The organism is Planotetraspora phitsanulokensis, assembly GCF_016863295.1.
GTDB classification, from domain to species: domain Bacteria; phylum Actinomycetota; class Actinomycetes; order Streptosporangiales; family Streptosporangiaceae; genus Planotetraspora; species Planotetraspora phitsanulokensis.
On sequence record NZ_BOOP01000001.1, the window covers coordinates 335,445 to 360,110 of the forward strand.

At 71.2% G+C, this 24,666-nt stretch carries 22 protein-coding genes; 19 read left to right on the forward strand and 3 right to left on the reverse strand.

Annotated features, from left to right (window positions below; translation table 11 throughout):
• Positions 1–36: 36 nt before the first annotated feature.
• Both Pph01_RS01590 and bldD read right to left on the reverse strand, forming a co-directional pair.
• The gene (locus tag Pph01_RS01590; RefSeq protein ID WP_204071062.1) at positions 37–1,281 is read right to left on the reverse strand and encodes an arginine deiminase; all 1,245 of its coding nucleotides are present in this window, start codon (positions 1,279–1,281) and stop codon (positions 37–39) included.
• 243 nt (positions 1,282–1,524) lie between these two features.
• Positions 1,525–2,019, reverse strand: a complete 495-nt coding sequence (gene bldD / locus Pph01_RS01595; protein ID WP_203880615.1) for a transcriptional regulator BldD — start codon at positions 2,017–2,019, stop codon at positions 1,525–1,527.
• A gap of 405 nt (positions 2,020–2,424) precedes the next feature.
• On the opposite strand from bldD, the gene pyrR reads away from it, so the two are divergent.
• The 14 genes from pyrR (at position 2,425) to metK (ending at position 17,171) form a co-directional block, all read left to right on the forward strand.
• Positions 2,425–2,982 carry a bifunctional pyr operon transcriptional regulator/uracil phosphoribosyltransferase PyrR gene (pyrR, locus tag Pph01_RS01600; RefSeq protein WP_204071063.1) on the forward strand — a complete coding sequence of 186 codons (558 nt, stop codon included), beginning with the start codon at positions 2,425–2,427 and terminating at the stop codon, positions 2,980–2,982.
• Positions 2,979–3,911, forward strand: a complete 933-nt coding sequence (locus Pph01_RS01605; protein WP_204071064.1) for an aspartate carbamoyltransferase catalytic subunit — start codon at positions 2,979–2,981, stop codon at positions 3,909–3,911. The genes pyrR and Pph01_RS01605 overlap by 4 nt, the downstream gene beginning before the upstream one ends.
• A 37-nt stretch (positions 3,912–3,948) precedes the next feature.
• Entirely contained in the window at positions 3,949–5,250 is a 1,302-nt protein-coding gene (locus tag Pph01_RS01610; RefSeq protein ID WP_204071065.1) for a dihydroorotase, read from the forward strand.
• On the forward strand, positions 5,247–6,455 hold the full coding sequence (gene carA / locus Pph01_RS01615; protein WP_204071066.1) for a glutamine-hydrolyzing carbamoyl-phosphate synthase small subunit: 1,209 nt from the start codon (positions 5,247–5,249) through the stop codon (positions 6,453–6,455). Before Pph01_RS01610 ends, carA begins: the two co-directional genes overlap by 4 nt.
• Complete coding sequence (gene carB, locus Pph01_RS01620) at positions 6,448–9,726, forward strand: carbamoyl-phosphate synthase large subunit (RefSeq protein WP_204071067.1); 3,279 nt, start codon at positions 6,448–6,450, stop codon at positions 9,724–9,726. The genes carA and carB overlap by 8 nt, the downstream gene beginning before the upstream one ends.
• Before the next feature lie 15 nt (positions 9,727–9,741).
• Positions 9,742–10,599, forward strand: a complete 858-nt coding sequence (locus tag Pph01_RS01625; RefSeq protein ID WP_239116344.1) for a dihydroorotate dehydrogenase electron transfer subunit — start codon at positions 9,742–9,744, stop codon at positions 10,597–10,599.
• Between the two features lie 21 nt (positions 10,600–10,620).
• A complete protein-coding gene (locus tag Pph01_RS01630) occupies positions 10,621–11,595 on the forward strand; it encodes a dihydroorotate dehydrogenase (RefSeq protein ID WP_204071290.1) in 975 nt (324 codons plus the stop codon).
• Positions 11,592–12,290, forward strand: coding sequence for an orotidine-5'-phosphate decarboxylase (gene pyrF, locus Pph01_RS01635; protein ID WP_204071068.1), 699 nt, complete (start codon positions 11,592–11,594; stop codon positions 12,288–12,290). The genes Pph01_RS01630 and pyrF overlap by 4 nt, the downstream gene beginning before the upstream one ends.
• 484 nt (positions 12,291–12,774) lie before the next feature.
• The gene (gene mihF / locus Pph01_RS01640) at positions 12,775–13,098 is read left to right on the forward strand and encodes an integration host factor, actinobacterial type (RefSeq protein WP_203880608.1); all 324 of its coding nucleotides are present in this window, start codon (positions 12,775–12,777) and stop codon (positions 13,096–13,098) included.
• 123 nt (positions 13,099–13,221) lie between these two features.
• Positions 13,222–13,785, forward strand: a complete 564-nt coding sequence (gene gmk / locus Pph01_RS01645; RefSeq protein ID WP_204071069.1) for a guanylate kinase — start codon at positions 13,222–13,224, stop codon at positions 13,783–13,785.
• Between the two features lie 11 nt (positions 13,786–13,796).
• On the forward strand, positions 13,797–14,060 hold the full coding sequence (rpoZ, locus tag Pph01_RS01650; protein WP_203880606.1) for a DNA-directed RNA polymerase subunit omega: 264 nt from the start codon (positions 13,797–13,799) through the stop codon (positions 14,058–14,060).
• Between the two features lie 73 nt (positions 14,061–14,133).
• Positions 14,134–15,327 carry a bifunctional phosphopantothenoylcysteine decarboxylase/phosphopantothenate--cysteine ligase CoaBC gene (gene coaBC / locus Pph01_RS01655; RefSeq protein ID WP_204071070.1) on the forward strand — a complete coding sequence of 398 codons (1,194 nt, stop codon included), beginning with the start codon at positions 14,134–14,136 and terminating at the stop codon, positions 15,325–15,327.
• 110 nt (positions 15,328–15,437) lie between these two features.
• Positions 15,438–15,812 carry a hypothetical protein gene (locus Pph01_RS01660; protein WP_239116345.1) on the forward strand — a complete coding sequence of 125 codons (375 nt, stop codon included), beginning with the start codon at positions 15,438–15,440 and terminating at the stop codon, positions 15,810–15,812.
• Positions 15,813–15,983: 171 nt separating this feature from the next.
• On the forward strand, positions 15,984–17,171 hold the full coding sequence (gene metK, locus Pph01_RS01665) for a methionine adenosyltransferase (protein WP_203880603.1): 1,188 nt from the start codon (positions 15,984–15,986) through the stop codon (positions 17,169–17,171).
• 207 nt (positions 17,172–17,378) lie between these two features.
• Here metK and Pph01_RS01670 read toward each other — a convergent pair whose 3' ends face one another.
• A complete protein-coding gene (locus Pph01_RS01670) occupies positions 17,379–18,050 on the reverse strand; it encodes a DUF1345 domain-containing protein (RefSeq protein WP_204071071.1) in 672 nt (223 codons plus the stop codon).
• A 58-nt stretch (positions 18,051–18,108) separates the two neighbouring features.
• On the opposite strand from Pph01_RS01670, the gene Pph01_RS01675 reads away from it, so the two are divergent.
• Genes Pph01_RS01675 through fmt form a run of 5 tightly spaced genes read left to right on the forward strand, consistent with a single transcriptional unit; the run spans position 18,109 to position 24,663 of the window.
• The gene (locus Pph01_RS01675; RefSeq protein ID WP_204071072.1) at positions 18,109–20,190 is read left to right on the forward strand and encodes a primosomal protein N'; all 2,082 of its coding nucleotides are present in this window, start codon (positions 18,109–18,111) and stop codon (positions 20,188–20,190) included.
• Positions 20,191–20,230: 40 nt separating this feature from the next.
• A complete protein-coding gene (locus Pph01_RS01680; RefSeq protein WP_239116346.1) occupies positions 20,231–21,904 on the forward strand; it encodes a hypothetical protein in 1,674 nt (557 codons plus the stop codon).
• Positions 21,905–21,927: 23 nt separating this feature from the next.
• The gene (locus tag Pph01_RS01685; RefSeq protein ID WP_204071073.1) at positions 21,928–23,142 is read left to right on the forward strand and encodes a hypothetical protein; all 1,215 of its coding nucleotides are present in this window, start codon (positions 21,928–21,930) and stop codon (positions 23,140–23,142) included.
• Between the two features lie 43 nt (positions 23,143–23,185).
• Complete coding sequence (gene def / locus Pph01_RS01690; RefSeq protein WP_204071074.1) at positions 23,186–23,734, forward strand: peptide deformylase; 549 nt, start codon at positions 23,186–23,188, stop codon at positions 23,732–23,734.
• The gene (gene fmt / locus Pph01_RS01695; RefSeq protein ID WP_204071075.1) at positions 23,734–24,663 is read left to right on the forward strand and encodes a methionyl-tRNA formyltransferase; all 930 of its coding nucleotides are present in this window, start codon (positions 23,734–23,736) and stop codon (positions 24,661–24,663) included. Before def ends, fmt begins: the two co-directional genes overlap by 1 nt.
• Positions 24,664–24,666: the final 3 nt, after the last annotated feature.

Consider the following 24,666-nt stretch of genomic DNA (forward strand, 5'->3'; position numbering starts at 1 on the left):
AGCGGCGGGCCCGGACGTGACGGCGCAGGCTCCAGCTCAGACGGCGTCGCGTTCGAGTGGACAGCTCATGCAGCGCGGGCCGCCCCTTCCGCGGCCGAGTTCGCTGCCCCGGATCGTGATGACCTCGATTCCGTTCCTGCGCAGATAGTCGTTGGTCGTGGTGTTGCGCTCGTAGGCCATGACGACACCCGGTTCCAGCGCCAGCACATTGCACCCGTCGTCCCATTGCTCACGCTCGGCGGAGCGCACATCCTGCGCCGGGGTCAGGATCTTGATGTCGTCCAGGTCGAGCGCCTGTGCGATGGCCTGGTGCATCTCCTCCGGGGCATGGTCGGTGACCTTCAGCTCCTTCTCGTTGTCTCCCGGCTCGATCGTGTACGACGGGAGCATGCCGAGCCCGGCGTACTTGGTGAACACGCCCACGTCCACGTTGGTCATCACCGTGTCGAGATGCATGAAGGCCCTGGCCTTCGGCATGTCCAGCGCCACGATCCTGGTGGCCGAGCCGGCCGCGAACAGGCTCGTGGCCAGCATCTCGACCGCCTGAGGCTGCGTGCGCTCGCTCATCCCCACCAGCACGACGCCGCGGCCGAGCACCAGCACGTCGCCGCCCTCGATGGTCGCAGGAGCGGTCCGGGTGCCGTGGCACCAGACATGGAAGCCGCCCTGCTCCGGCCGGTCGTAGCCGGAGGCGAACGCGGGGTGCCACCGGTAGACGGCCTCGTAGTTCACCGTCTCCCGCCTGCGCGCCTTCTTGCGCATGGCGTTGATGGACACCCCGTCGTAGACCCAGCACGAGGTGTCGCGCGTGAACATGTGGTTGGGCAGCGGCGGCAGGACGAAGTCGTCGGCCTTCAGGGTGTGGAAGGCGATCGACTTCGGGTCGCAGCCGAGCTCCATGATCTCGCGCTTGGTGATCCCGCCGGTCAGGAAGGGCGCGAGCGTCGCCGCGTCGAGTGCCTCGAGCGAGTTCCTGATCGCGTCGGCGGCGAGGGGGCCGAACCAGCGCTCGTCGACGGTGCCGTCGAGGACGTGCTTCCTGGCCTCGGGGACGGCGACGGTCTCCTCGATGAGATCGCCGAGCAGGCGGACCTGGACGCCGCGCGCCGCGAGGGCCTCGCGCCACTCGCGGTGCTCCTCCAGCGCGCGCTCCACCCAGAGCACGTCGTCGAAGAGCAGATCGTCCTTGTTGGAGGGGGTCAGCCGCCGCAGCGCCAGTTCGGGGATGTGCACGAGGACCTGGCGGAGCCGCCCGACCTCAGAGCCGACATGAAAGGCCATATCCCGTCATATCTTCGTTTATCGGGTCAATCTCCGCAACGGAAGACGTCGTTGATCCGCCGGTCATCCGGGGGGCCTGATGCGTCGCCAGCGACGCCTCACCTGCGACTACGCCAAGCGCAGGATCGGCCGCCGTCCCGGGCCGAGACGGCCCGGACGATCGACTCAACGGCAGACTCGAGGTCCGTCTCTCCGGAGCACCCGTTGGTCCGCCTCCCCGGAGCAGAGGCGGACGTGCGCGGATCAGAAGGACTCGACGGCGCGGCGAGCCTCCGCGTCGAGCACGCCCCAGCTGATGAACTCCTCGGTCAGCTCGACCGGCGACTTGTCATAGATGACGGCGAGCGAGCGCAGGTCCTCCTGGCGGATCGACAGCACCTTGCCGTTGTAGTCACCGCGCTGGCTCTGGATGGTCGCGGCGTAACGGGCCAGCGGCCCGGCCTTCTCCTTCGGCAGCTGCGAGAGCCGCTCCAGGTCGATGACAAGCTTCGGCGCCGGCGCAAGCGGGCTGGGCGCTGCACCTCCAGGGAGCAACTCGGAAACCGGCACTCCGTAGAAGTCGGCGAGCTCGGCGAGCTTCTGCACCGTCACCGCACGGTCGCCACGCTCGTAGGAGCCGACGACGACGGCCTTCCACCGGCCACGTGACTTCTCCTCGACCCCGTGCAGGGACAGCCCCTGCTGGGTGCGGATGGCGCGGAGTCGTGCGCCCAGGGACTTGGCGTAGTCAGACGGCATTGGATGGCCCCCGGCTTTCTATGTCTGTTCTCACTTGATTCTGCTTCCTCGGCCCGAGCGTTCCGAACACCGGGGGGTTGCACCTGAGCCAGGCACCATCGGTGACCATTGCGTCGGGTTTTACCCAGGAAGGTCGCGAGTTGTGGTTACGGACAGTGACGGTAAAGCCGTCACTGTCAAAGGTCAAGCCGATTGGAAAAAAGAGCGCCAAACAGTGCTCTGGCCGAAATCCCCGACACGTGCCGCAGCCTGGGAGTTTCGGACCACTCCACCGTAGGCGACGAGGTGGTGGGTTCCGTACATCGTCCCTGGCGAGGGGGCGTCTGAAGCCGTCCTGGTACCCTGAACCCGCTGAACACCCTTTTAAGACCCGTCCAGTGAGGCGGGAAAGGTGGTGACTTTTCGATGTCCGACGTCCAAAACCAGGCGCACGCCGTGCTGGAGGGCCCCGACATCCATCGGGCTCTCACCCGCATCGCGCACGAGATCCTCGAGCGCACCAAGGGCGCGGAAAGCGTCGTCCTCCTGGGAATCCCCACACGCGGAGCGACGCTGGCGCGCCGGCTCGCCGAGCGGATCGCCCAGTTCGAAGGGCTCAAGGTCCCCGTCGGTTCCCTCGACATCACGATGTACCGCGACGACCTCCGCCTCCGGCCCGCGCGCCCGCTGGGCCGCACCGAGCTGCCGCCCGACGGGATCGACGGCATGACCGTCGTGCTCGTCGACGACGTCCTCTACTCCGGCCGGACGGTGCGCGCCGCGCTCGACGCGCTCAACGACGTGGGCCGCCCCCGGGCCGTCCAGCTCGCGACCCTCGTCGACCGCGGTCACCGCGAACTGCCCATCCGCGCCGACTACGTGGGCAAGAACCTGCCGACCTCCAAGGCGGAGAAGGTCAAGGTCTATCTGGAGGAGATCGACGGCCGCGACGCCGTCCTGCTCATCAAGGAGGAGGCCCGATGAGGCACCTGATCTCGGCGGGCGAGCTCTCCCGCGACGACGCGCTGCTGATCCTCGACACCGCGGAGGAGCTGGCGAGGGTCTCCGACCGGTCGATCAAGAAGCTGCCGACGCTGCGCGGCCGCACGGTGGTCAACCTCTTCTTCGAGGACTCCACCCGCACCCGGATCTCGTTCGAGGCGGCGGCCAAGCGCCTGTCCGCCGACGTGATCAACTTCTCGGCCAAGGGGTCGAGCGTGTCCAAGGGCGAGTCGCTCAAGGACACCGCGCTCACCCTCGAGGCCATGGGCGCCGACGCCGTCGTCATCAGGCACGGCGCGTCGGGCGCGCCCCACCGGCTCGCCACGTGGGTCCACGGCAGTGTGGTCAACGCCGGCGACGGCACCCACGAGCACCCGACCCAGGCGCTGCTCGACGCGTACAGCATGCGGCGCAGGCTGGGCCGGCTGGAGGGGCTCAAGGTCGCCGTGGTGGGCGACGTCCTGCACAGCAGGGTCGCCAGGTCCAACGTGCTGCTCCTGCACACGCTCGGCGCCGAGGTGACCCTCGTCGCGCCGCCCACGCTGCTGCCGGTGTCGGTCGAGACCTGGCCCTGCCAGGTGTCCTACGACCTCGACGCCGTGCTGCCCAAGGCGGACGTCGTGATGATGCTGCGCGTCCAGCTGGAGCGGATGAACGCCTCCTACTTCCCCTCCGCGAGGGAGTACAGCCGCCGCTACGGCCTCGACCGCGACCGGTTCGCGAAGCTGCACGACGACGCGATCGTCATGCACCCCGGCCCGATGAACCGGGGCATGGAGATCTCGGCCGAGGTGGCCGACTCGCCCCGGTCGACCATCGTGGAACAGGTCGGCAACGGCGTGACCGTCCGCATGGCCGTCCTCTATCTGCTGCTGGGCGGTTCGGAGCCCGCGATCGGGGGCGGCGCGTGAGCACCCCGAACACGCCGGGCGACATCGAGGGAGACCTGTGAACACCATCCTCATCAAGGGCGCCGCGATTCTCGGCGGCGACCCGGCCGACATCCTCATACGGGACGGCGTGATCGCGGAGATCGGCGACCTCGCCGGAGCGGCCGCCGAGCTCACCGTCGACGCCGCCGGCCTGGTCGCATTGCCGGGACTGGTCGACCTGCACACCCACCTGCGCGAGCCGGGCAGAGAGGACGCCGAGACCGTCGAGACCGGCACCCAGGCGGCAGCCCGGGGCGGCTACACCGCCGTCCACGCCATGGCCAACACCTCACCGGTCGCCGACACGGCCGGCGTGGTCGAACAGGTCTGGCGGCTCGGCCAGGAGTACGGCCACTGCGACGTCCAGCCGATCGGCGCGGTGACCTCGGGCCTGGAGGGCAGGCAACTCGCCGAGCTGGGGGCGATGGCCGACTCGGCCGCCCGCGTCCGCGTCTTCTCCGACGACGGCAAGTGCGTCTCCGACGCCGTGCTGATGCGCCGCGCGCTCGAATACGTGAAGGCGTTCGACGGGGTCGTGGCCCAGCACGCCCAGGAGCCCCGGCTGACGGAGGGCGCCCAGCTCAACGAGGGCGAGGTCTCCGGCAGGCTGGGCCTGAACGGCTGGCCGGCGGTCGCCGAGGAGGCGATCATCGCGCGCGACTGCCTCCTGGCCGCGCACGTCGGCTCCCGGCTGCACGTGTGCCACGTCTCGACCGCCGGGTCCGTGGAGATCCTCCGCTGGGCCAAGTCGAAGGGCTGGGACGTCACCGCCGAGGTCACCCCGCACCACCTCCTGCTCACCGACTCCTGCGCGGAGTCCTCACCGGTCGGGCCGTACAACCCGATCTACAAGGTGAACCCGCCGCTGCGGACGGAGGAGGACGTGCGGGCGCTGCGCGAGGCGCTGGCCGACGGCACGATTGACTGCGTCGCCACCGACCACGCCCCGCACCCGGTCGAGGACAAGGAGACCGAGTGGAGCGTGGCGGCCATGGGCATGATCGGCCTGGAGACCGCCCTGCAGGTCGTCCAGGAGGCCATGGTCGACACCGGCCTGCTCGACTGGGCGGGCGTCGCCGACCGCATGTCGGTGCGTCCGGCGCGGATCGGCCGCCTCGCCGGCCACGGCCTCCCCGTCCAGGCCGGTGCACCCGCCAACATCACCCTGTACGACCCCTCGCCGCGGGCCCTCGTCGACCCGTCGGCGATGGCCTCCCGCAGCCGCAACACGCCCTATGAGGGCATGACGCTGCCGGGCCGGGTCGTGGCCACGTTCCTGCGCGGCCGTCCGACCGTTCTCGAAGGGAAGCTCGTATGACCGCTCTGCTCGTGCTCGAGGACGGGCGCGTCTTCGAGGGGACGTCCTACGGAGCCGTGGGGGAGACGTTCGGGGAGATGGTCTTCAACACCGGCATGACCGGCTACCAGGAGACCCTGACCGACCCGTCGTACCACCGGCAGATCGTCGCGATGACGGCGCCGCACATCGGCAACACCGGCGTCAACGAGGACGACCCCGAGTCCGGAAGGGTGTGGGTCGCCGGATACGTCGTGCGTGAGCCGTCCCGCATCCCGTCGAACTGGCGGTCCACCCGGACGCTCGACGACTACCTGCGCGACCAGGGCGTCGTCGGCATCGCCATGCGGGGCACCCGCGCCCTCACCCGCCACCTGCGGGAACGCGGCGCGATGCGCGCGGGCGTCTTCTCAGGTGAGGCGGCCCTCGCGCCGGTCGCGGAACTGGTCGAGCGGGTACGGCTCTCGCCGAGCATGGAGGGGGCCGACCTGGCCACGCAGGTCAGCACCGAGGAGCCGTACGTCGTCGAGGCGCGTGGGCCCCGCCGGTTCCGGGTGGCGGCGGTCGACCTCGGCATCAAGGCCATGACGCCCCAGCGGATGGCCGAGCGCGGTTGTGAGGTGCACGTGCTTCCCGCGAACGCGACGGCGGCCGACATCCTCGCCCTCGAGCCCGACGGCGTCTTCTTCTCCAACGGGCCCGGCGACCCCGCGACGGCCGACCACGCGGTCGAGGCGCTGCGCGGCGTGCTCGAGGAGGGGGTGCCCTTCTTCGGCATCTGCTTCGGCAACCAGATCCTCGGCCGCGCGCTCGGCCTGGGCACCTACAAGCTGCGCTACGGCCACCGCGGGGTCAACCAGCCCGTGCAGGACCGGCGCACCGGCAAGGTCGAGATCTCCGCGCACAACCACGGCTTCGCCGTGCAGGCCCCGCTGGACGGCCCCTTCGCCACGCCGTACGGCCAGGCCGAGGTGAGCCACGTCAACCTGAACGACGGATGCGTCGAGGGGCTGCGGCTGCTCGACCGGCCGGCGTTCAGCGTCCAGTACCACCCCGAGGCCGCGGCCGGGCCGCACGACGCGGCGTATCTGTTCGACGAGTTCTGCGAGCTGATGGAGCGCAGGAGGGAGCGAGCGAGCGGCGCTCAAGGGGTCTTCGACCCTGCGAGTGAGCGACCGGGCGCGAGCGGGGACACAGCAAGCGAGATGGGGGCCCACAGTGCCTAAGCGCACGGACATCAGGTCGATCATGGTGATCGGCTCCGGGCCGATCGTCATCGGGCAGGCGTGCGAGTTCGACTACTCGGGCACGCAGGCGTGCCGCGTCCTGCGGGCCGAGGGCTTCCGGGTGATCCTGGTCAACAGCAACCCGGCCACGATCATGACGGACCCGGAGTTCGCCGACGCCACCTACGTCGAGCCGATCACGCCGGACATCATCGAGCAGATCATCGCCAAGGAGCGCCCCGACGCGCTGCTGCCCACCCTGGGCGGCCAGACCGCGCTGAACGCGGCGGTCGCGCTGCACGAGGCCGGCGTGCTGGACAAGTACGGCGTCGAGCTGATCGGCGCCAACTTCGACGCCATCCAGGCGGGGGAGAACCGCGAGCGGTTCAAGGAGATCGTCGCCAAGGTCGCCGCCGAGCGCGGCCTGAACGCCGAGTCCGCCCGCAGCGTCGTCTGCCACACCATGGACGAGTGCCTCCGCGGCGCGCAGGAGCTGGGCTACCCGGTCGTCGTGCGGCCCTCCTTCACCATGGGCGGCGTCGGCTCGGGATTCGCCCACGACGAGACCGACCTGCGCCGCATCGCCGGAGCCGGGCTGGACGCGTCCCCGACCACCGAGGTGCTCCTCGAGGAGTCCATCCTCGGCTGGAAGGAGTACGAGCTCGAGGTCATGCGCGACCGCCGCGACAACGTCGTGATCGTGTGCTCGATCGAGAACATCGACCCGATGGGCGTCCACACGGGCGACAGCGTGACCGTGGCGCCGGCCCTGACGCTCACCGACCGCGAGTATCAGAACATGCGCGACGTCGCGATCGCGGTCATCCGCGAGGTCGGCGTCGACACCGGCGGCTGCAACATCCAGTTCGCGGTCGACCCGGCCACCGGGCGCATGATCGTCATCGAGATGAACCCGCGGGTCTCGCGGTCCTCGGCCCTGGCGTCGAAGGCCACCGGCTTCCCGATCGCGAAGATCGCGGCGAAGCTGGCCATCGGCTACACCCTCGACGAGGTGCCCAACGACATCACCAAGGAGACCCCGGCGTCGTTCGAGCCCTCCCTGGACTACATCGTCGTCAAGGTGCCGCGGTTCGCGTTCGAGAAGTTCGCCGGCGCCGACCAGACCCTGACGACCCACATGAAGTCGGTCGGCGAGGTCATGGCCATCGGCCGTTCGTTCCCCGAGGCGCTCCAGAAGGCCCTGAGATCGATGGAGAAGAAGGACTCGTCCTTCTCCTGGGCGGGAGAGCCCGGCGATCTCTCCGGGCTGCTCAGCGCCTGCCGTACGCCGCATGACGGCCGGCTGCGCACGATGCAGCAGGCCATCCGTGCCGGGGCGACCCCCGAGCAGCTCTTCGAGGCGACGCGGATCGACCCCTGGTTCGTCGACCAGCTCTTCGCGATCGACGAGGTTGCCCGCTCGATCGGCGGCCTCGACGCGGAGACCCTCGCCACGGCCAAGCGGCACGGCTTCAGCGACGCGCAGATCGCCGAGATCCTCGGCTCCGACGAGGCCTCCGTCCGCGCCTCCCGGTACGAGCTCGGCCTGCGGCCCGTGTACAACACGGTGGACACCTGCGCCGCCGAGTTCGCGGCGCGCACGCCGTACCTCTACTCCACCTACGACGAGGAGACCGAGGTCCCGTACGGCGACCGCCCCAAGGTGATCATCCTCGGGAGCGGGCCCAACCGGATCGGGCAGGGCATCGAGTTCGACTACGCCTGCGTCCACGCCTCGTTCGAGCTGGCCAGGGCCGGCTACGAGACCGTCATGGTCAACTGCAACCCCGAGACGGTCTCGACCGACTACGACACCTCCGACCGGCTGTACTTCGAGCCGCTCACGCTGGAGGACGTGCTGGAGGTCGTGCACGCGGAGCAGGAGACGGGGCCGGTCGTCGGCGTCATCGTCCAGCTCGGCGGACAGACCCCCCTGGGCCTCGCCCAGGCGCTGAAGGACGCCGGAGTGCCGGTGGTCGGCACCTCGCCGGAGTCCATCCACCTGGCGGAGGAGCGTGGCGCGTTCGGGCAGGTGCTGGCCGAGGCCGGGCTGCCCGCGCCCAAGTTCGGGACCGCGAGGACCGTGGCCGAGGCGCAGGCCGTAGCGGCGGAGATCGGCTACCCCGTGCTCGTCCGGCCGTCGTACGTCCTGGGCGGCGCCGGCATGGCGATCGTCTACGACGACGACACCCTGCGGACCTACATGTCCAAGGCGGCGACCGACCACCCGGTCCTCATCGACAGGTTCCTCGACGACGCCATCGAGATCGACGTGGACGCCCTGTTCGACGGCGAGGAGCTCTACCTCGGCGGCGTCATGGAGCACATCGAGGAGGCCGGCATCCACTCCGGCGACTCGGCGTGCGCCCTGCCGCCGATCACGCTGGGCGGGTTCGACATCAAGCGGATCCGCACCGCGACCGAGGCCATCGCCCGGGGCGTCGGCGTCCGCGGGCTGCTCAACGTGCAGTACGCCATGGCCGCCGGGGTCCTCTACGTCCTGGAGGCCAACCCGCGGGCCAGCCGTACGGTGCCGTTCGTGTCCAAGGCCACGGCCGTGCCGCTGGCCAAGGCGGCGGCGCGGGTCATGCTGGGCGCGACGATCGCGGAGCTCCGGGAGGAGGGCATGCTGCCGGCCACCGGCGACGGCGGCACGCTGCCCCTCGACGCGCCGATCGCCGTCAAGGAGGCGGTGCTGCCGTTCAACCGCTTCCGCGGCGTGGACACCGTGCTGGGCCCGGAGATGCGCTCCACCGGCGAGGTGATGGGCATCGACGAGTTCTTCGGCACGGCGTTCGCCAAGTCGCAGACGGCGGCCTACGGGCCGCTGCCGACCAAGGGGCGGGCCTTCGTCTCGGTGGCGAACAAGGACAAACGGGCGGTCATCTTCCCGGTGAAGGCGCTCGCCGACCTCGGGTTCGAGATCTTGGCGACGGAGGGTACGGCAGAGGTGCTGCGCCGTAACGGCGTACGTGCCAAGATCGTGCGCAAGCAGAGCGACGGGACCGGTCCCGACGGTGAGCCGACGATCGTGCGGCGGATCCACGACGGCGAAGTGGATCTCATCGTCAACACGCCGTTCGGCAGCCCGGGCCAGTCCGGCCCGCGGCTCGACGGCTACGAGATCCGCACCGCCGCCGTGCTGCGCGGCATCGCCTGCATCACGACGGTGCAGGGGCTCGCCGCGGCCGTTCAGGGCATCCAGCACATCGTTAGGGGCGACGTGGGCGTACGGTCACTCCAGGAGCACGCGCGGAGGCTCAAAGAGTAGAGGGAGGGACAGCGGGTGGCGGCTAGTCCGGTGCAGGTGACGGGCACGGTGCTGACGACGCGCCGGGTGGACGCCTACCATGCGCTCACCGTCGTCGCTCCGGGCGTCGCCGACCGGACCCGCCCTGGTCATTTCGTCGGCGTCGCGGTGGGCGGCCCGAGTACGTCGATGCTGACTCGGCGGGCCTTCGCCATCCACGACGTCAAGCCGGACTACGGTGGCACGGTGGAGCTGGTGTTCACCGTGCGCGGCCCCGGCACGGCCTGGCTGGCCGACCTGCGCGCGCGGGACACCCTCGACCTGGTCGGGCCGCTCGGCCGGCCGTTCCCGCTTCCCCGCGACCCCTGCACCTGCGTCCTGGTGGGCGGCGAGTACGGCTCGGCCTCGCTGTTCGCCCTGGGCGACGCGTTGCAGCAGCGCGGCTGCCGGATCGACTTCGTACTGGGCGCGCCGAGCGCCGACCGGCTGTTCGGCGCGCTCAGGGCCCGCCGCATGGGGGAGACCACCACACTGACCACCGAGGACGGCTCGATCGGCATGCGTGGCAAGGTCACCGACGTGCTTCCGGGGGTGATCGCCGACACGAGGGCCGACGTGGTCTACGCCTGCGGCCCGATGGCGATGTTGCAGGGGGTGACGGCGGTCGCGGTCGAGTTCGACATCCCGGTCCAGGTGGCCGTCGAGGAGGCCATGGCCTGCGGCATCGGCGTGTGCATGACCTGCGTGCTGCCCGTGATCGGCGACGACGGGGTGACCCGCATGGTCAGGGCCTGCACCGACGGGCCGGTGTTCCGGGGGGAGCGCGTCCGGTTCGAGGACGTCGGCACCATCCCCTTCGACGCTCTGGGCGCGCCGGGGGGACGGCATGCCTGAGCACGGGTGGGGTGAGCGGCGATAGGGGCCGATCTCCGTAGCTACATCGCCCACGTCGAACTGCCCAACCCCGTGCTGACCGCCTCCGGATGCGGAGGAACGGGCCGAGAGCTGGCGCAGTTCTTCGACGTCACGCGGCTCGGCGCGTTCGTCACCCGCTCGATCACGATGGCGCCGCGGGCCGGTCGCCCCACGCCGCGCATGGCGGAGACGCCGTCGGGCCTGCTGAACGCCGTGGGCCTCCAGGGGCCCGGCGTCGAGGCCTTCCTGACGCAGGAGCTGCCGTGGCTCGCCGAGCGGGGCGCGCGCACCGTCGTGTCCATCGGCGGCGGCACCGTTGCCGAGTACACGGCTCTGGCGCGCCGGCTCGCCGACGCGCCGGGCGTCACGGCCGTCGAGGTCAACCTGTCGTGCCCGAACGTCGAGGACCGCGGCAGGGTGTTCGCCCGCGACGGGTCGTCGGCTGCCGAGGTGGTGGCCTCGGTCCGGGCGGCGACGCGGTATGACGTCCCGGTGATCGCCAAGCTCGCGCCCGACGTGGCCGACATCGTGGCCGTCGCGCGCTCGTGCGTCGACGGGGGCGCGGACGCCCTCGCCATGATCAACACACCGGTCGGCATGAGCGTCGACGTGGACACCATGCGGCCCTCGCTCGCCGCGGGCACCGGAGGCCTGTCGGGCCCCGCGATCCGGCCCCTCGCCGTCCGCTGCGTCTGGCAGGTCCACGCGGCGCTGCCCGGGGTGCCCATCATCGGCATGGGCGGCGTGACGAGCGGCAGGGACGCGCTGGAGTTCGTCCTGGCGGGGGCTTGCGCGGTCGCTGTGGGCTCCGCCCTGTTCCACGACCCGTACGCCTGCCCCCGCATCCAGAGAGAGCTTGAGGAGCTTCTCACGGAGCGCGGCTTCGACCGCCTCGCGGACGCCGTCGGACTTGCCCACCATCCCCCGGGGTCAGGTCCCCGGGGCAGAACCGATCTGGAAGAGAGTTCCCTGTGACGACGTCCGCTCCCATAGCCGTCGCGCTGGACGCGCCCGACCTGGAGACCGCCGCCCGCTGGGCGGGCCTGGTGACGCCACACGTGTCGACCGTGAAGGTGGGGCTCGAGCTCTACCTGCGCTACGGCCCCGACGTGATCGCCTCGGTGCGCGGGGCGAGCGGCGTCCAGGTCTTCCTCGATCTCAAGCTCCACGACATCCCGAACACCGTGGCGGGCGCCGCGCGCGCGGTCGGCAGGCTGAAGCCGGCCATCCTCACCGTCCACGCGTCCGGCGGCGCCGCGATGATCAAAGCCGCCGTCGAGGCGGCGCCGAACACCCAGATCGCGGCCGTGACACTTCTCACGTCGCTCTCCGAGGCCGATCTCGCCCGGATCGGCATCGAGGGCGCCCCGGTCGACGCGACGCGCCGGTTGGCGGCGATCGCGGTCGGCGCGGGCGCCCAGGCCCTCGTCTGCTCGCCGCGCGAGGTCGCCGCGGTGCGCGCGGAGGTGGGGCCGGGCATCACGCTCATCACCCCGGGTGTGCGGCCCGCCGGTGCCGACACTCAGGATCAGGCAAGAGTAGCGACTCCTGAGGAGGCCCTGAGCCGGGGGGCCGATCTTCTGGTCATCGGCCGGCCGATCACGGGTTCCGCGGACCCCGGAGCGGCCGCCGCGGGCATCGCCGCGGCGTTGCGGCGCGTCAGTCACTGACTCTCCGAGAACGCTGCGGCGGGTCCGCCGCTGAGGCTTCTGAGGCTCCTGTGGGCGTCGGGGCGCGCGGGTCGGTGAGTCTCCTCACGCCTCGCGAGACGTCGGCCATGGGCTCCGCGGCGCGTTTCCCGGCACCCCGTGCAGGGGACCCGACGGAGTCGACCGTCGCCCGATTTGTGTGATTTGAGGCACCGCAGCCGCGTCGCGGGAAGGCCCTCAGACGTAGGCCAGGCGGGCTTTCGCGGCGGTCTCGAGAGGGTCCGGAGAGGGCTGTTTCCGGGGCCGATCGCGGCTTCCGGAGGTCGCTCGGTTACAGGGCTGATGAGGCGGTTTTCATAGACAAAGCGTGATAATTACATTACCAAAAGTAGTAGAATCAAGTTTGTGGGCACGGAAACAGCCCTTGACGTTGCCGGATGGGGCATAGACCAGCTAGTTTCCCCTCCCGTCCGAGTACATCGACAGAAATTCGAGGTGACCCGGCGTGGCTCTTCCTCCCCTGACCCCCGAGCAGCGCGCCGCAGCTCTTGAGAAGGCTGCCAAGGCACGCAAGGAGCGTGCCGAGGTCAAGAACCGGCTCAAGCACGGCGGGGTTTCTCTGGCTGAGGTGCTGAAGGATGGGCAGACCGACGACGTCATCGGCAAGATGAAGGTCTCGGCTCTGCTGGAGTCGCTCCCTGGCGTCGGCAAGGTCCGCGCCAAGCAGCTCATGGAGCGCCTTGGTATCGCCGAATCCCGCCGTGTGCGGGGTCTCGGCGCCAACCAGCGCGCTTCCCTGGAGCGTGAGTTCGGCGGCGCCGAGAGCTGATCTCGGTTTTCGCACGAACGCGTATCACGGGGGTACGGAGTGACCGGCAGGTCTTGGTCCGCTGAGAATCGGGCCCACGAGGCAACCGCTTCCAGCGGATCCGAGACGAGTGGCGGTGACTCCATGCCCCAGAACCGACGCCTGACGGTCCTGTCCGGTCCGTCGGGCGTCGGAAAGTCCACGGTCGTCGCCGAGCTCCGGCGGTCGCACCCCGAGGTGTGGCTGTCGGTCTCGGTGACCACCCGTAAGCCCCGTCCCGGCGAGAAGCACGGAGTCGAGTACTACTTCGCCGACGACGAGGAGTTCGACCGGCTCATCGAGTCCGGGGAGCTCCTGGAGTGGGCCGAGTTCGCCGGCAACAGGTACGGGACGCCGCGCACCCCCGTCATGGAGAGGCTCGCGGCCGGAGTGCCGACGCTGCTCGAGATCGATCTCCAGGGCGCGCGCCAGGTCCGGTGCAGCATGCCGGAGGCCCAGCTCGTCTTCCTGGCCCCGCCCACGTGGGAGGAGCTGGAGCGGCGCCTGCGCGGTCGCGGCACCGAGCCGCCCGACGTGGTGGCCCGCCGGCTGGAGGCCGGTCTGGTCGAGATGGCGGCCGAGAAGGAATTCGACGTCACACTCGTCAACACATCCGTCAAGGATGTGTGCCACCGGCTGATAGCCTTGATGAGAAGTTCATCTAGCTAGAGGAATCAAACGTGGCAAGCAGCGCCGCATATGCCGAAGGCATCACCAACCCGTCGATCGACTCGCTGCTCGACATCGTCGACAGCAAGTACAGCCTGGTGATCATGGGCGCGAAGCGGGCGCGCCAGATCAACGCGTACTACTCGCAGCTCGGTGAGGGCCTGCTCGAGTATGTCGGGCCCCTCGTGGAGACCCACGCGCAGGAGAAGCCGCTTTCCATCGCGCTCCGCGAGGTCAGCGACGGTCTGCTCACCTCTGAGCCCATCGAGGGCTGAGTCCGCTCACGGCGCTCGTTCCGCTCGCGCGGCCCCGGGCGCCCCTGAGCAGGCGTGGTCCTGAGAGATCCGCATGAGCTCGATCGTTCTGGGCGTCAGCGCCGGCATCGCGGTCTACAAGTCCTGCGAGCTGCTGCGCCTGTTCACGGAGTCCGGCCATGACGTGCGCGTCGTGCCCACCCGTGACGCCCTGAGGTTCGTCGGCGAGCCCACCTGGGCCGCACTGTCCGGCAACCCGGTGACGACCGAGGTGTGGGAGTCGGTCCACGAGGTGCCGCACGTCCGCATCGGGCAGAGCGCCGACCTCGTGGTGGTCGCCCCCGCCACGGCGGACGTCCTGGCGAGGGCCGCCAACGGCCTGGCGAACGATCTGCTGACCAACACGCTTCTGACCGCGCGCTGCCCGGTGGTCTTCGCTCCCGCGATGCACACCGAGATGTGGGAGCACCCCGCCACCCGGGCCAACGTCGCCACCCTGCGTGAGCGCGGCGCGATCGTGATCGAGCCCGCCGTCGGCAGGCTCACCGGTGCCGACACCGGCCCCGGCCGCCTGCCCGACCCGGCGGAGATCTTCGAGGTCTGCCGTCGGGTGTTGTCCGGCCGCGGCCTCGACCTGGCCGGCCGGCACGTCGTCGTCTCCGCCGGAGGCACTCGCGAGGCCATCGACCCGGTCCGGTTCATCGGCAACCGCTCGTCCGGGCTCCAGGGCTACGCCCTCGCCCGTACGGCCGTCGCGCGCGGAGCCGAGGTCACGCTCGTGTCGGCCAACGTCGGGCTGCCGGACCCGGCGGGAGCCAAGGTGGTTCGGGTCGACTCCGCCCGTCGGCTCCGTGAGGCCGTCCTGTCGGCCGCGGGCCACGCGGACGCCGTCGTCATGGCCGCCGCGGTGGCCGACTTCCGGCCCGTACGGCAGAGCGACACCAAGATCAAGAAATCCTCGGGGGAACCCGAGCCCGTCCACCTGACGAAGAACCCGGACGTGCTGGCGGAACTCGGCGAGATCCGCAGGGCGGCCGCCTTCCCCCGGGTGCTCGTGGGGTTCGCCGCGGAGACGGACGACGTCCTCGCCAACGGGCGGGCCAAGCTGGAGCGCAAGGGCTGCGATTTGCTCGTGGTCAACCAGGTGGGGGAGAACCTTGCGTTCGGCACGCCCGACAACGCCGCCGTCGTCCTGTCCGCGGACGGCGGGTCCGTGGAGATTCCCAGGGGTCCCAAAGAGGATCTCGCGGACGTAGTCTGGGATCTGGTGGTGGCGCGCCTCTCCTGACAGACCCCTGGCAGGATCCGGCCCCTTCGGCGGCCGGTTCCATCCGCCGTCACGGGAGTCGTCCCGGCCTGCCGCGACCGGCCGTTACATGGTGGTGGCGCGAGGGAGCGATGGCCATGCCGGTGTCCGCCTCGATCAGGGAGCGCTGTCGGACCTACCTGCGCCCCGGCGACGAGATCCGCTATGTGTTCCCCGTCCTGTCACTCCCGCCGCCGCTCACGGCCTCGTTCCTGGTCGTCGTGACCGACCAGTCGGTGACGCTGCTCTCCACCACGATGTTCGGCCGCGACGAGCCGGCGGGCGTGTGGGCGACCTACCCGCGCCGCACCCGGCTGGGACCGGTCGTCTCGCGCGGCGTGCCCACGATCGAGTTCGGGGGAATGACGTTCGAGGTCGACGACGAGTACGCCGCGGTCGTCGCGGCGGCCGACGCCGAGGCCTTCACCCCCGGTGACCTGCCCAGGGATCCGCTGCCCGAGCTGTGAGGCCGTGGCCGGCACTCGGTGGGGCCCGCGCCGCGGCGCCCGGAATCTGGACGGTTTCGCGGCGCCGTGCCCCGTAAGGCTAGACTCGCCTCTGCATTGGAGCGGCTGCGGTGGTGCGTCTATCGCGGCCGATTCCGAACGTCAGCAGCCGCTGCATGAGGAGCCACTGAGTTGTCCCGTCGCCTGTTCACCTCCGAGTCGGTTACCGAGGGCCACCCGGACAAGATCGCCGACCAGATCAGTGACGCGATTCTCGACGCCATGCTCAAGGACGACCCCAAGAGCCGGGTCGCCGTCGAGACGCTGATCACCACTGGCCAGGTCCACGTCGCCGGCGAGGTGACGACGGAGACCTACATCGACATCCCCGCCCTGATCCGCGAGAAGATCCTCGAGATCGGCTACGACGCGTCCCACAAGGGCTTCGACGGCGCCTCCTGCGGCGTCTCGGTGTCCATCGGCGCGCAGTCGCCCGACATCGCCCAGGGCGTCGACGACGCCTACGAGCACCGCGAGGGCGAGGGTCTCGACGACTTCGACCGCCAGGGCGCGGGCGACCAGGGCCTGATGTTCGGGTACGCGTGCCGCGAGACGCCCGAGCTCATGCCGCTGCCGATCACGCTGGCCCACAAGATGGCCCGCCGCCTGTCCGAGGTCCGCAAGAACGGCACCGTGCCGTACCTGCGCCCGGACGGCAAGACCCAGGTCACGATCGAGTACGACGGCGACCGCCCCGTCCGCCTGGACACCGTGGTCGTCTCCACCCAGCACGCGCCGGAGATCGACCTGCGCGAGATGCTGACCCCGGACATCCGCGAGCACGTCGTGGAGCCGGTCCTGGCCGACCTGGACATCGAGACCGAGGGGTACCGCCTCCTGGTCAATCCGACCGGCCGTTTCGAGATCGGCGGCCCGATGGGCGACGCCGGCCTCACCGGACGCAAGATCATCATCGACACCTACGGCGGCATGGCCCGCCACGGCGGCGGCGCCTTCTCCGGCAAGGACCCGTCGAAGGTGGACCGCTCGGCCGCCTACGCCATGCGCTGGGTCGCCAAGAACGTCGTCGCGGCCGAGCTCGCCGACCGCTGCGAGGTGCAGGTGGCGTACGCCATCGGCAAGGCCAAGCCGGTGGGCCTGTTCATCGAGACCTTCGGCACCGAGAAGGTCCCGGTCGAGACGATCCAGGACGCCGTCCTCCAGGTGTTCGACCTGCGCCCGGCCGCGATCATCCGCGCGCTCGACCTGCTCCGCCCGATCTACGCGGAGACCGCCGCCTACGGCCACTTCGGCCGCGAGGGCGTCTCCTGGGAGTCGACCGACCGCGCGGAGGCCCTCCGCAAGGCCGCCGGCCTCTGATGACCGCTACGCGGCCCGCCGGCTGACGGCGGCCCGCACCCTGCCGGCGCCCTTGATGGCGCCGGCATCGACGACGCCGGAAACGGCGCCCGCTCCGCTGCGGGCGCCGTTTCCGCGTCTCGCCGCGAAGGACCGTTCCGCAGGGAACGTCTTTGAGCGTCCTGTGGAGGACCGTTCCGCGAGGCCGGCCCCGCGCCCCTCGCCGGCCTACGTGAGGACGTTGATCGCCCTGGCGATCACCAGGGCCACCACGACCAGCGATGTCGCCGACTGGACCAGCATCACCATCTTGGCCCAGCGCGACAGCGGCATCACATCCGTGGGGCTGAACGCGGTGGCGTTCGTGAACGCGAGGTAGAGGTAGTCGGTGAAGGTCGGCCGCCAGTCCGGCGGCGCCACCTCGCGCTCGCTCATCTGGGGGAAGAGGAAGTCGGGGTAGGGGCAGCGGGCCTTGGACCGGGCGACCGGGCCGCCCCGGTCGAGCTCCCAGTACCACAGCGCGAAGAGCAGGACGTTGATGATCCAGACACCCGCGCCCGTCGCGAGCAGCCGGGCGGCGTCGTGCTCGTGGCCGCCGACCAGCCGGGCGACCTCACGGACGATGATCCAGGCGTTGGCCGCGCTGATGACGCCGATCAAGGTGAGGCTGGCCGCCCGCAGGAAGCGGCTCTCCCGCGTGAAGTTCACCGGGTTGGCGATGATGAGGCCGACGAGCAGGGCCGACTCGAGTGCGGGCATGAGCCACAGCGGGCTGACGTCGAGCATCGTCCGGAGCACCACATGGATGGCGATCACGGCGATGACCGCGGCGGCGGCCGTCCAACGGCCCTCCGCCTCGGTCTCCCGAAGCCATACCGGCAGTCTGTTCTCGCTGTTCATGACACCGCCAGCCCGTAGCCGTGCGTCCCGCGTCGGCCTGGTCTGGTAGGACGTAGACGTGACCGAGCCGACCAGCGAACCCTATCCCCAGGAGGCGCTCCTTCCTGATCCCAGGAAGGCCTCCCGGCGTACCCGGGAGAAGGGGACGAAGCAGGCCGCGGAGGAGTCGCCGGTCGCGCGCATCGTGATCGACTCCCCGCTGCCTCATCTGGACCGGCCCTTCGACTACCTGGTGCCCGCGGAACTGGCCGCGGACGCCGTGCCGGGTTGCCGGGTGCGGGTGCGCTTCTCGGGCCAGCTGACCGACGGCTTCCTCCTCGAACGGCTGGAGCGAAGCGACCACAAGGGCAGGCTGTCGTTCCTCGACCGCGTGATCTCGCCCGAACCGGTCCTCACGGCCGAGATCGCGGGCCTGGCCAGGGCGGTGGCCGACCGCTACGCCGGGACGATGTCCGACGTCCTGCGCCTGGCCGTGCCGCCCCGCCACGCCAGGGTGGAAGCGGAGCCGCGCGCGGAGGTCCCGGCCGGGGAGGCGGGCACAGAGGGCGCTGACGGCCACGAGCAGGCCGGTGAGCGAGCCTGGGCGGCCTATCCGGCCGGGCACTCGTTCCTGACCGCTCTCGCGGCCGGACGGGCTCCGCGCGCCGTCTGGTCGGCGCTTCCGGGAACGGACGCCGAAGGTCCGGCGTGGCCGGCGGCCGTCGCCGCGGCGGTGCGCGTCACGCTGGCGAGCGGGCGCGGAGTGGTGGTGGTCGTGCCGGACGGCAAGGACGTCGCGGTGGCCGAGAGGGCGCTCACCGGCATTCCGCACGTCGCGATCACCGCGGACCTCGGCCCGGCCGAACGCTACCGCCGCTGGCTCAAGCCGCTGCGCGGAGAGGTCGGGACCGTCGTCGGCACCCGCGCCGCCGCGTTCGCCCCGGTCCCGAGCCTGGGGCTCGTCGTCATCTGGGACGACGGCGACGACGTCCACGCCGATCGGCTGGCGCCGTACCCGCACGCCCGCGAGGTGCTGGCGCTGCGTGCGCATCGCGCGGAGGCCGCCATGCTGATCGGCGGTTACGCGCGGACGGCCGAGGCCGCCCAGCTCGTCGCGACGGGATGGGCGGCGCCGCTCACGCCGCGGCGCGAGGAGGTCAGGGCGCGGGCGCCCAGGGTCCGCCCGGCGGGGGACGACGCCGAGTTGGCCCGCGACGAGGCGGCGCGCGCGGCCCGGCTGCCGAGCCTCGCGTGGCGGACCCTCAGGCAGGGGCTGGAGAGCGGCCCGGTGCTCGTCCAGGTTCCGCGGCGGGGCTACCTTCCCGCGCTCGCCTGCGCCCAGTGCCGTGCCATGGCCAGGTGCGGTGCGATCACCAGCGGCGCGCCGGACGGGCCGGTGTGCGGGGGGCCGCTCGCGCTCCGCGGCGGCCATGCCATGCCGTACTGCCGGTGGTGCGGGCGGGTGGCGGGTGACTGGCGCTGTTCCGCCTGCGGCGGCGTCCGGGTGCGCGCCGTCGTGGTCGGCGCCCGCCGGACCGCCGAGGAGCTCGGCCGGGCGTTCCCCTCGGTCACGGTCAGGACCTCGGGCCGCGACGGCGTCCTCGCCACGGTCGGCGCGGCTCCCGCGCTGGTCGTCGCCACGCCGGGGGCCGAGCCGATGCCCGCAGACGGGTACGCGGCCGCCGTGCTCCTGGACGGGTGGGCCCTGCTCGGCCGGCCCGACCTGCGCGCGGGGGAGGAGGCGCTGCGGCGGTGGATGAACGCCGCGGCGCTGACGCGACCGGGAGCCGAGGTGGTCGTGCTCGCCGATTCGACGGTGCCGGCCGTACAGGCGCTGCTGCGGTGGGATCCGGTCACCTTCTCCGAGCGGGAACTGGCCGACCGGACCGAGCTGGGGTTCCCGCCCGCGGTGCGGATGGCCACGCTGACCGGCCCCGCCGCGGCCGTCAGGGAGATGCTGGCCGACACCGAGCTGCCCGGCGGCGCGCAGATCCTGGGGCCGGTGCCGGTCGACGGCGGGCTGGAGCGGGCCATGATCAGGATTTCGCGCGATCGGGGATCGAAGCTGGCCAGAGCGCTCAAGGGAGCGGGCGGCGTTCGGTCCGCGCGCAAAGCGGCGGACGTGGTCCGTGTGAACATCGATCCACTGGACCTGATCTGACCGATTCGCGATGCTGTCAGTAACCCGTTAGCGTCTCCCTGTGTCGATCGAATGGGTGAACCTGGCCATCGAAGGCCTTCGCGCGTGGGGGCACGAGAAGGGCGTCGAGGTCGACGTCGACGAGGTGCGGTTGCTGTGCGACTACGCCAGCGACTACCTGGAGGTCAACGAACTCGGCGACTTCCGTGCGGGCACGTTCGAGGAGCTCCTGCTGGAGATCTATCCCCGTAAGGTCATCGCCCCGCCGGAGAGCGCGCCCGAGACCGTGGCGGCGGCGCGGACGCTGGTCGAGTTCCTGCTGGACACCGGTGAGATCGGCATCAAGTCGGCCGCCCGGATGCGCACCACGATCGACGCGATCGAGCCGGAGATGCCCCGCGCGCTGGCCGACACCACCAAGTTCGGCATGGCCAAGAGCATCTTCAGCGCGATAGGGGCGGACTCCCTCGACCTGGCGGACGGCGGCACGGACCCGGGGCGGGACGCGCTCGACGAGACCGCGGGAGAGGGGTTCGACCGTCCGGGCTACGCGCCGCTGCCGCCGGTGCGGCTGGCATCCCCGCAGGAGGTCGCGAGAGCTGTACGGGAGGTGCCGCTGCTCCACGACGCCCACCGCGTCGCGGCCTGGATGGCCGGCGAGGGGCGGACCGCGACCGTGCGCAGGACGCTGCGGGTCAAGGACGCGCGGCAGCTGACCGAGGCCGGCGTCGGCCGACCGGCCCTCGCCTGGCGGCTCGCGCTCGACCTGGGGCTGGCCCGGCTGGAGGGGACCGCCGTCGTCGCCCGGGAAGGGCTCGCGCCGCTCGCCTCGCTGCCCGACGACGACGTCCTCACCCTGTGGGCCGGGACGGTGGACTTCCTCGTCGAGGCCCCGACCGGCGTCACCGGCGTGGAGATCGTCGACGAGGAGATCTACTCCATCCACGACCTGCTCTACCGGCTGCAGGCGCCGGTTCCCATGGAGGCGATCCGCGACTACCTCGAGGAGGTCGCCGACGACCGTCCGATCGATCAGTTGGAGAGGGCCTTCCACGACCTCGCACACGCGGGAACGGTCCAGTACGACGGTGACGGCCTCACCCTGACCGCCCACGGCCTGTGGGGGCTTCGCGCGCGATACGAGGCGATGGGCGTGTCCGCGCCCATCGCGGCTGACCTGGCCGAGGGGGACGCGAGCGGCCTGATCGCCGGGCTGATCACCGACGGGCTCCCGACGGAGGTGGCCGAGCGGGACATCGTCGCGTGGTTGTCGAGGCGCACTCCTGAGGCGGCGGCGGCCGAGCTGCTCGGGGCGGTCGCGGGCGCGCCCGCCGAGGTCCGCGGCATCGCCGTCACGATCGTCGACAGGCTGGGGGAGGAGGCCGCAGGCGTGGTGCGAGCCCAGCTTGAGGACGCCGAGTTGCGGCCGCACGCGATCCACTGGTTGTCCGCCCGTGGGCTCGACGCCCCGGCGCTGACCCAGGACGAGGTGTTGTGGCTCAGCGTCGACATGCTCGCGCTCGCCCTCCCCGCGGCCGAGGCCGATCCTGAGGGCTTCGCGGAGAACATCGCGCTGTCAGGCCCTCCCGCCCATCTGATCGACGACATGTGGGAGGTGGACCACCCCGACGTCGTCGAGGTTCTCGAGCTTCTCGGCAACTCGCTTCCTGACAAGACGGCAGCGAAGGCTGCCCGAAAGGCGGCGTTCAAGGCACGTTCGCGGGGCATCCGGTAACGCGTGTGGAGTAAGTTGCTGGAATGGCCGACAGCGACGTGCTCACCTTTCCGCCGGTCGAGCTCGCCCCCGATGCGGAGCTGACCCACGCGGTGCAGGCGATCCCCCTGGTGCGGGATGCCGAACGCCTGGCCGCTTGGACGGGGGTCCGGGAGGTCACGGAAGAGGGTTTGCCGACCACCGAAGACGCGCGCGCCGCCGTCGCCGAGCTGGGTCTGGCCGCCAAGCGGCTCCACCTGCTGTGGGTCGTCGCGGTGAACGGCCGCCTCATCGAGATCACCCGCGCGGGAGCGCGTCCCGGCCCCGGTGTCGCCGACCCCATGGAGTTCTGGGACGGCGTGGTGATGGACGTGCTCGACCGCACGGACGAGGGCCTCACCGGGTCGAGCGTCGTCGACGAGCATCTCACCGAGATCCTGGCGACGATCTACTCGGTCCGTGACGGCATGCCGGTCGCGGCGCTGGCCACCGGCATCCTCCAGGCGCACGAGGTCGGCTGCGAGGCGCGCCAGACGGAGCTCAAGCGGCTGCGGATGACGTTGCCCGGGGAGCTGGCCGAGGCGATGCGGCTGCTGGAGTACTGCGGGCTGATCGAGGTGACCGGCGATCTCGTCAGGCTCACTCAGCCCGGCGTGTGGGCCGTGCGCCGCGACCTGCTCAGGGAGGGCCATGACGCGCCGTCGCTGCACGAGGTCGCCGGGTTCGCGGCGCTGACCGCCGCGGAGCTGGTCGACTCGATGTTGCAGGGCAAGGCGTCCGCGAGCGCCGCCACGCTCTGGCTGGAGCAGCGGATGCCGGAGGACGCCGCGCGCGAGCTGATCAAGATCGCGGCCTCGGGGAACGCCGCCCAGCGGGGCACGGCGGGGACCATCCTGGAGGAGCTGGGCCCGGAGGCGGAGCCCGCCGTCCGCGAGGCGCTCGGCGAGCCCATGATGTCGCGCTACGCCGCGGCCTGGCTCGGCGTGCGGGACCTCGACGCGCCGGCGCTGGGGGAGGGGGACGGCGCCTGGGTGGCCGTGGACACCCTCGCCGCCCTGCTCTACATCACCGCTCCGGTCGACTCGATGACGCAGTACGACATCCTCGGTGAGGACCTGCTGTCGCTGATGCCCGCGATGGGACGCAGCGGCCATCCCGACGCGCTCGCCGTCCTGGAGATGCTCAGCGCGCACCATCCCGACCCCGTGATCGCCAAGGTGGCGAGGAAGACGGCGATGAAGGCCCGTTCGCGCCCGTAAACTGTGGTGATCCCGCAGAACACGACGTGAATGGAGCCCACCGTTGGCCATCCAGCCGATCCGCCTGTTCGGCGACCCGGTGCTGCGCACTCCGGCGGAGCCGGTGGTCGACTTCGACAAGGAGCTGCGCAAGCTCGTCAAGGACCTCACCGACACGATGATGGACGCGCCCGGAGCAGGTCTCGCCGCGCCGCAGATCGGTGTGGGCCTGCGGGTGTTCACCTACTACGTCGACGAGCAGCTGGGGCACCTGATCAACCCCGACCTCGACCTGTCCGACGAGCTCGACGAGGAGGGCGAGGAGGGGTGCCTGTCGTTCCCCGGCCTGGCCTTCCCGACGCCGCGCGCCATCCGGGCCGTCGCCAAGGGCTTCGACATGCACGGTGAGCCGATCACCCTCGAGGGCACCGACCTCATGGCGCGGTGCTTCCAGCACGAGACCGACCACCTGGACGGCGTGCTGTTCATCGACCGGATGGATGCCAAGCAGCGCAAGCTGGCGATGAAGGCCGTGCGCGAGGCCGAGTGGAGCGGCCTGTCCGCGCCGGCCGTGAAGCTGTCTCCGCACGCCACCCACGGGAGGGCCCTGTAGTGCGCCTGGTCTTCGCCGGCACACCGGACACCGCGCTCGCCTCGCTCCGCGCCCTGCTGGACTCGCCCCGCCACGAGGTGGTGGCGGTCGTGACCCGTCCGGACGCGCAGTCGGGGCGGGGACGGCAACTCCACCCCAGCCCGGTGGCCCAGCTCGCCGAAGAGTCGGGCATCGAGGTGCTCAAGCCGGCGAAGGCCGGAGATCCGGCCTTCCTCGAACGCCTGCGTGAGATCGGCCCAGATTGTTGTCCTGTCGTCGCCTATGGAGCGCTGCTCCCGCAGACCGCACTGGACATCCCTACCCATGGGTGGATAAATCTTCATTTCTCGCTGCTGCCGGCGTGGCGGGGCGCGGCCCCGGTCCAGCACGCCGTCCTGCACGGCGACGAGATCACGGGGGCGTCGACGTTCCGGATCGTGAAGGAGCTCGACGCCGGGCCCGTCTTCGGCGTGGTGACCGAGGAGATCCGGCCGGACGACACCAGCGGCGACCTGCTCGCGCGGCTCGCGGAGTCGGGCGCCGGGCTGCTCGTGGCGACGCTCGACGGCGTCGAGGACGGCGTCCTCGATGCGCGGCCGCAGCCCGCCGACGGCGTGAGCGTCGCGCCCAAGATCGATGTGGAGGACGGACGGGTGGACTGGTCGGCTCCGGCCATGCGGGTGGACCGGCTCGTGCGCGCCTGCACACCCGCCCCCGGCGCGTGGACGGAGTTCCGGGGCCAGCGCGTCAAGCTCGGTCCCGTACGGCTCGCGCCCGAGGCGGACAAGCTCGAGCCCGGGGAGGTCGCCGCGACCAAGAAGGCCGTGCTCGTCGGAACGGGCAGCCACCCGGTCGAACTGGGCGAGGTGCAGCCCCAGGGCAAGCGCGTCATGACGTCGGCCGAGTGGGCGCGCGGGGTCCGCGTCACCGGCCAGGACCGGCTGGGCTGACGC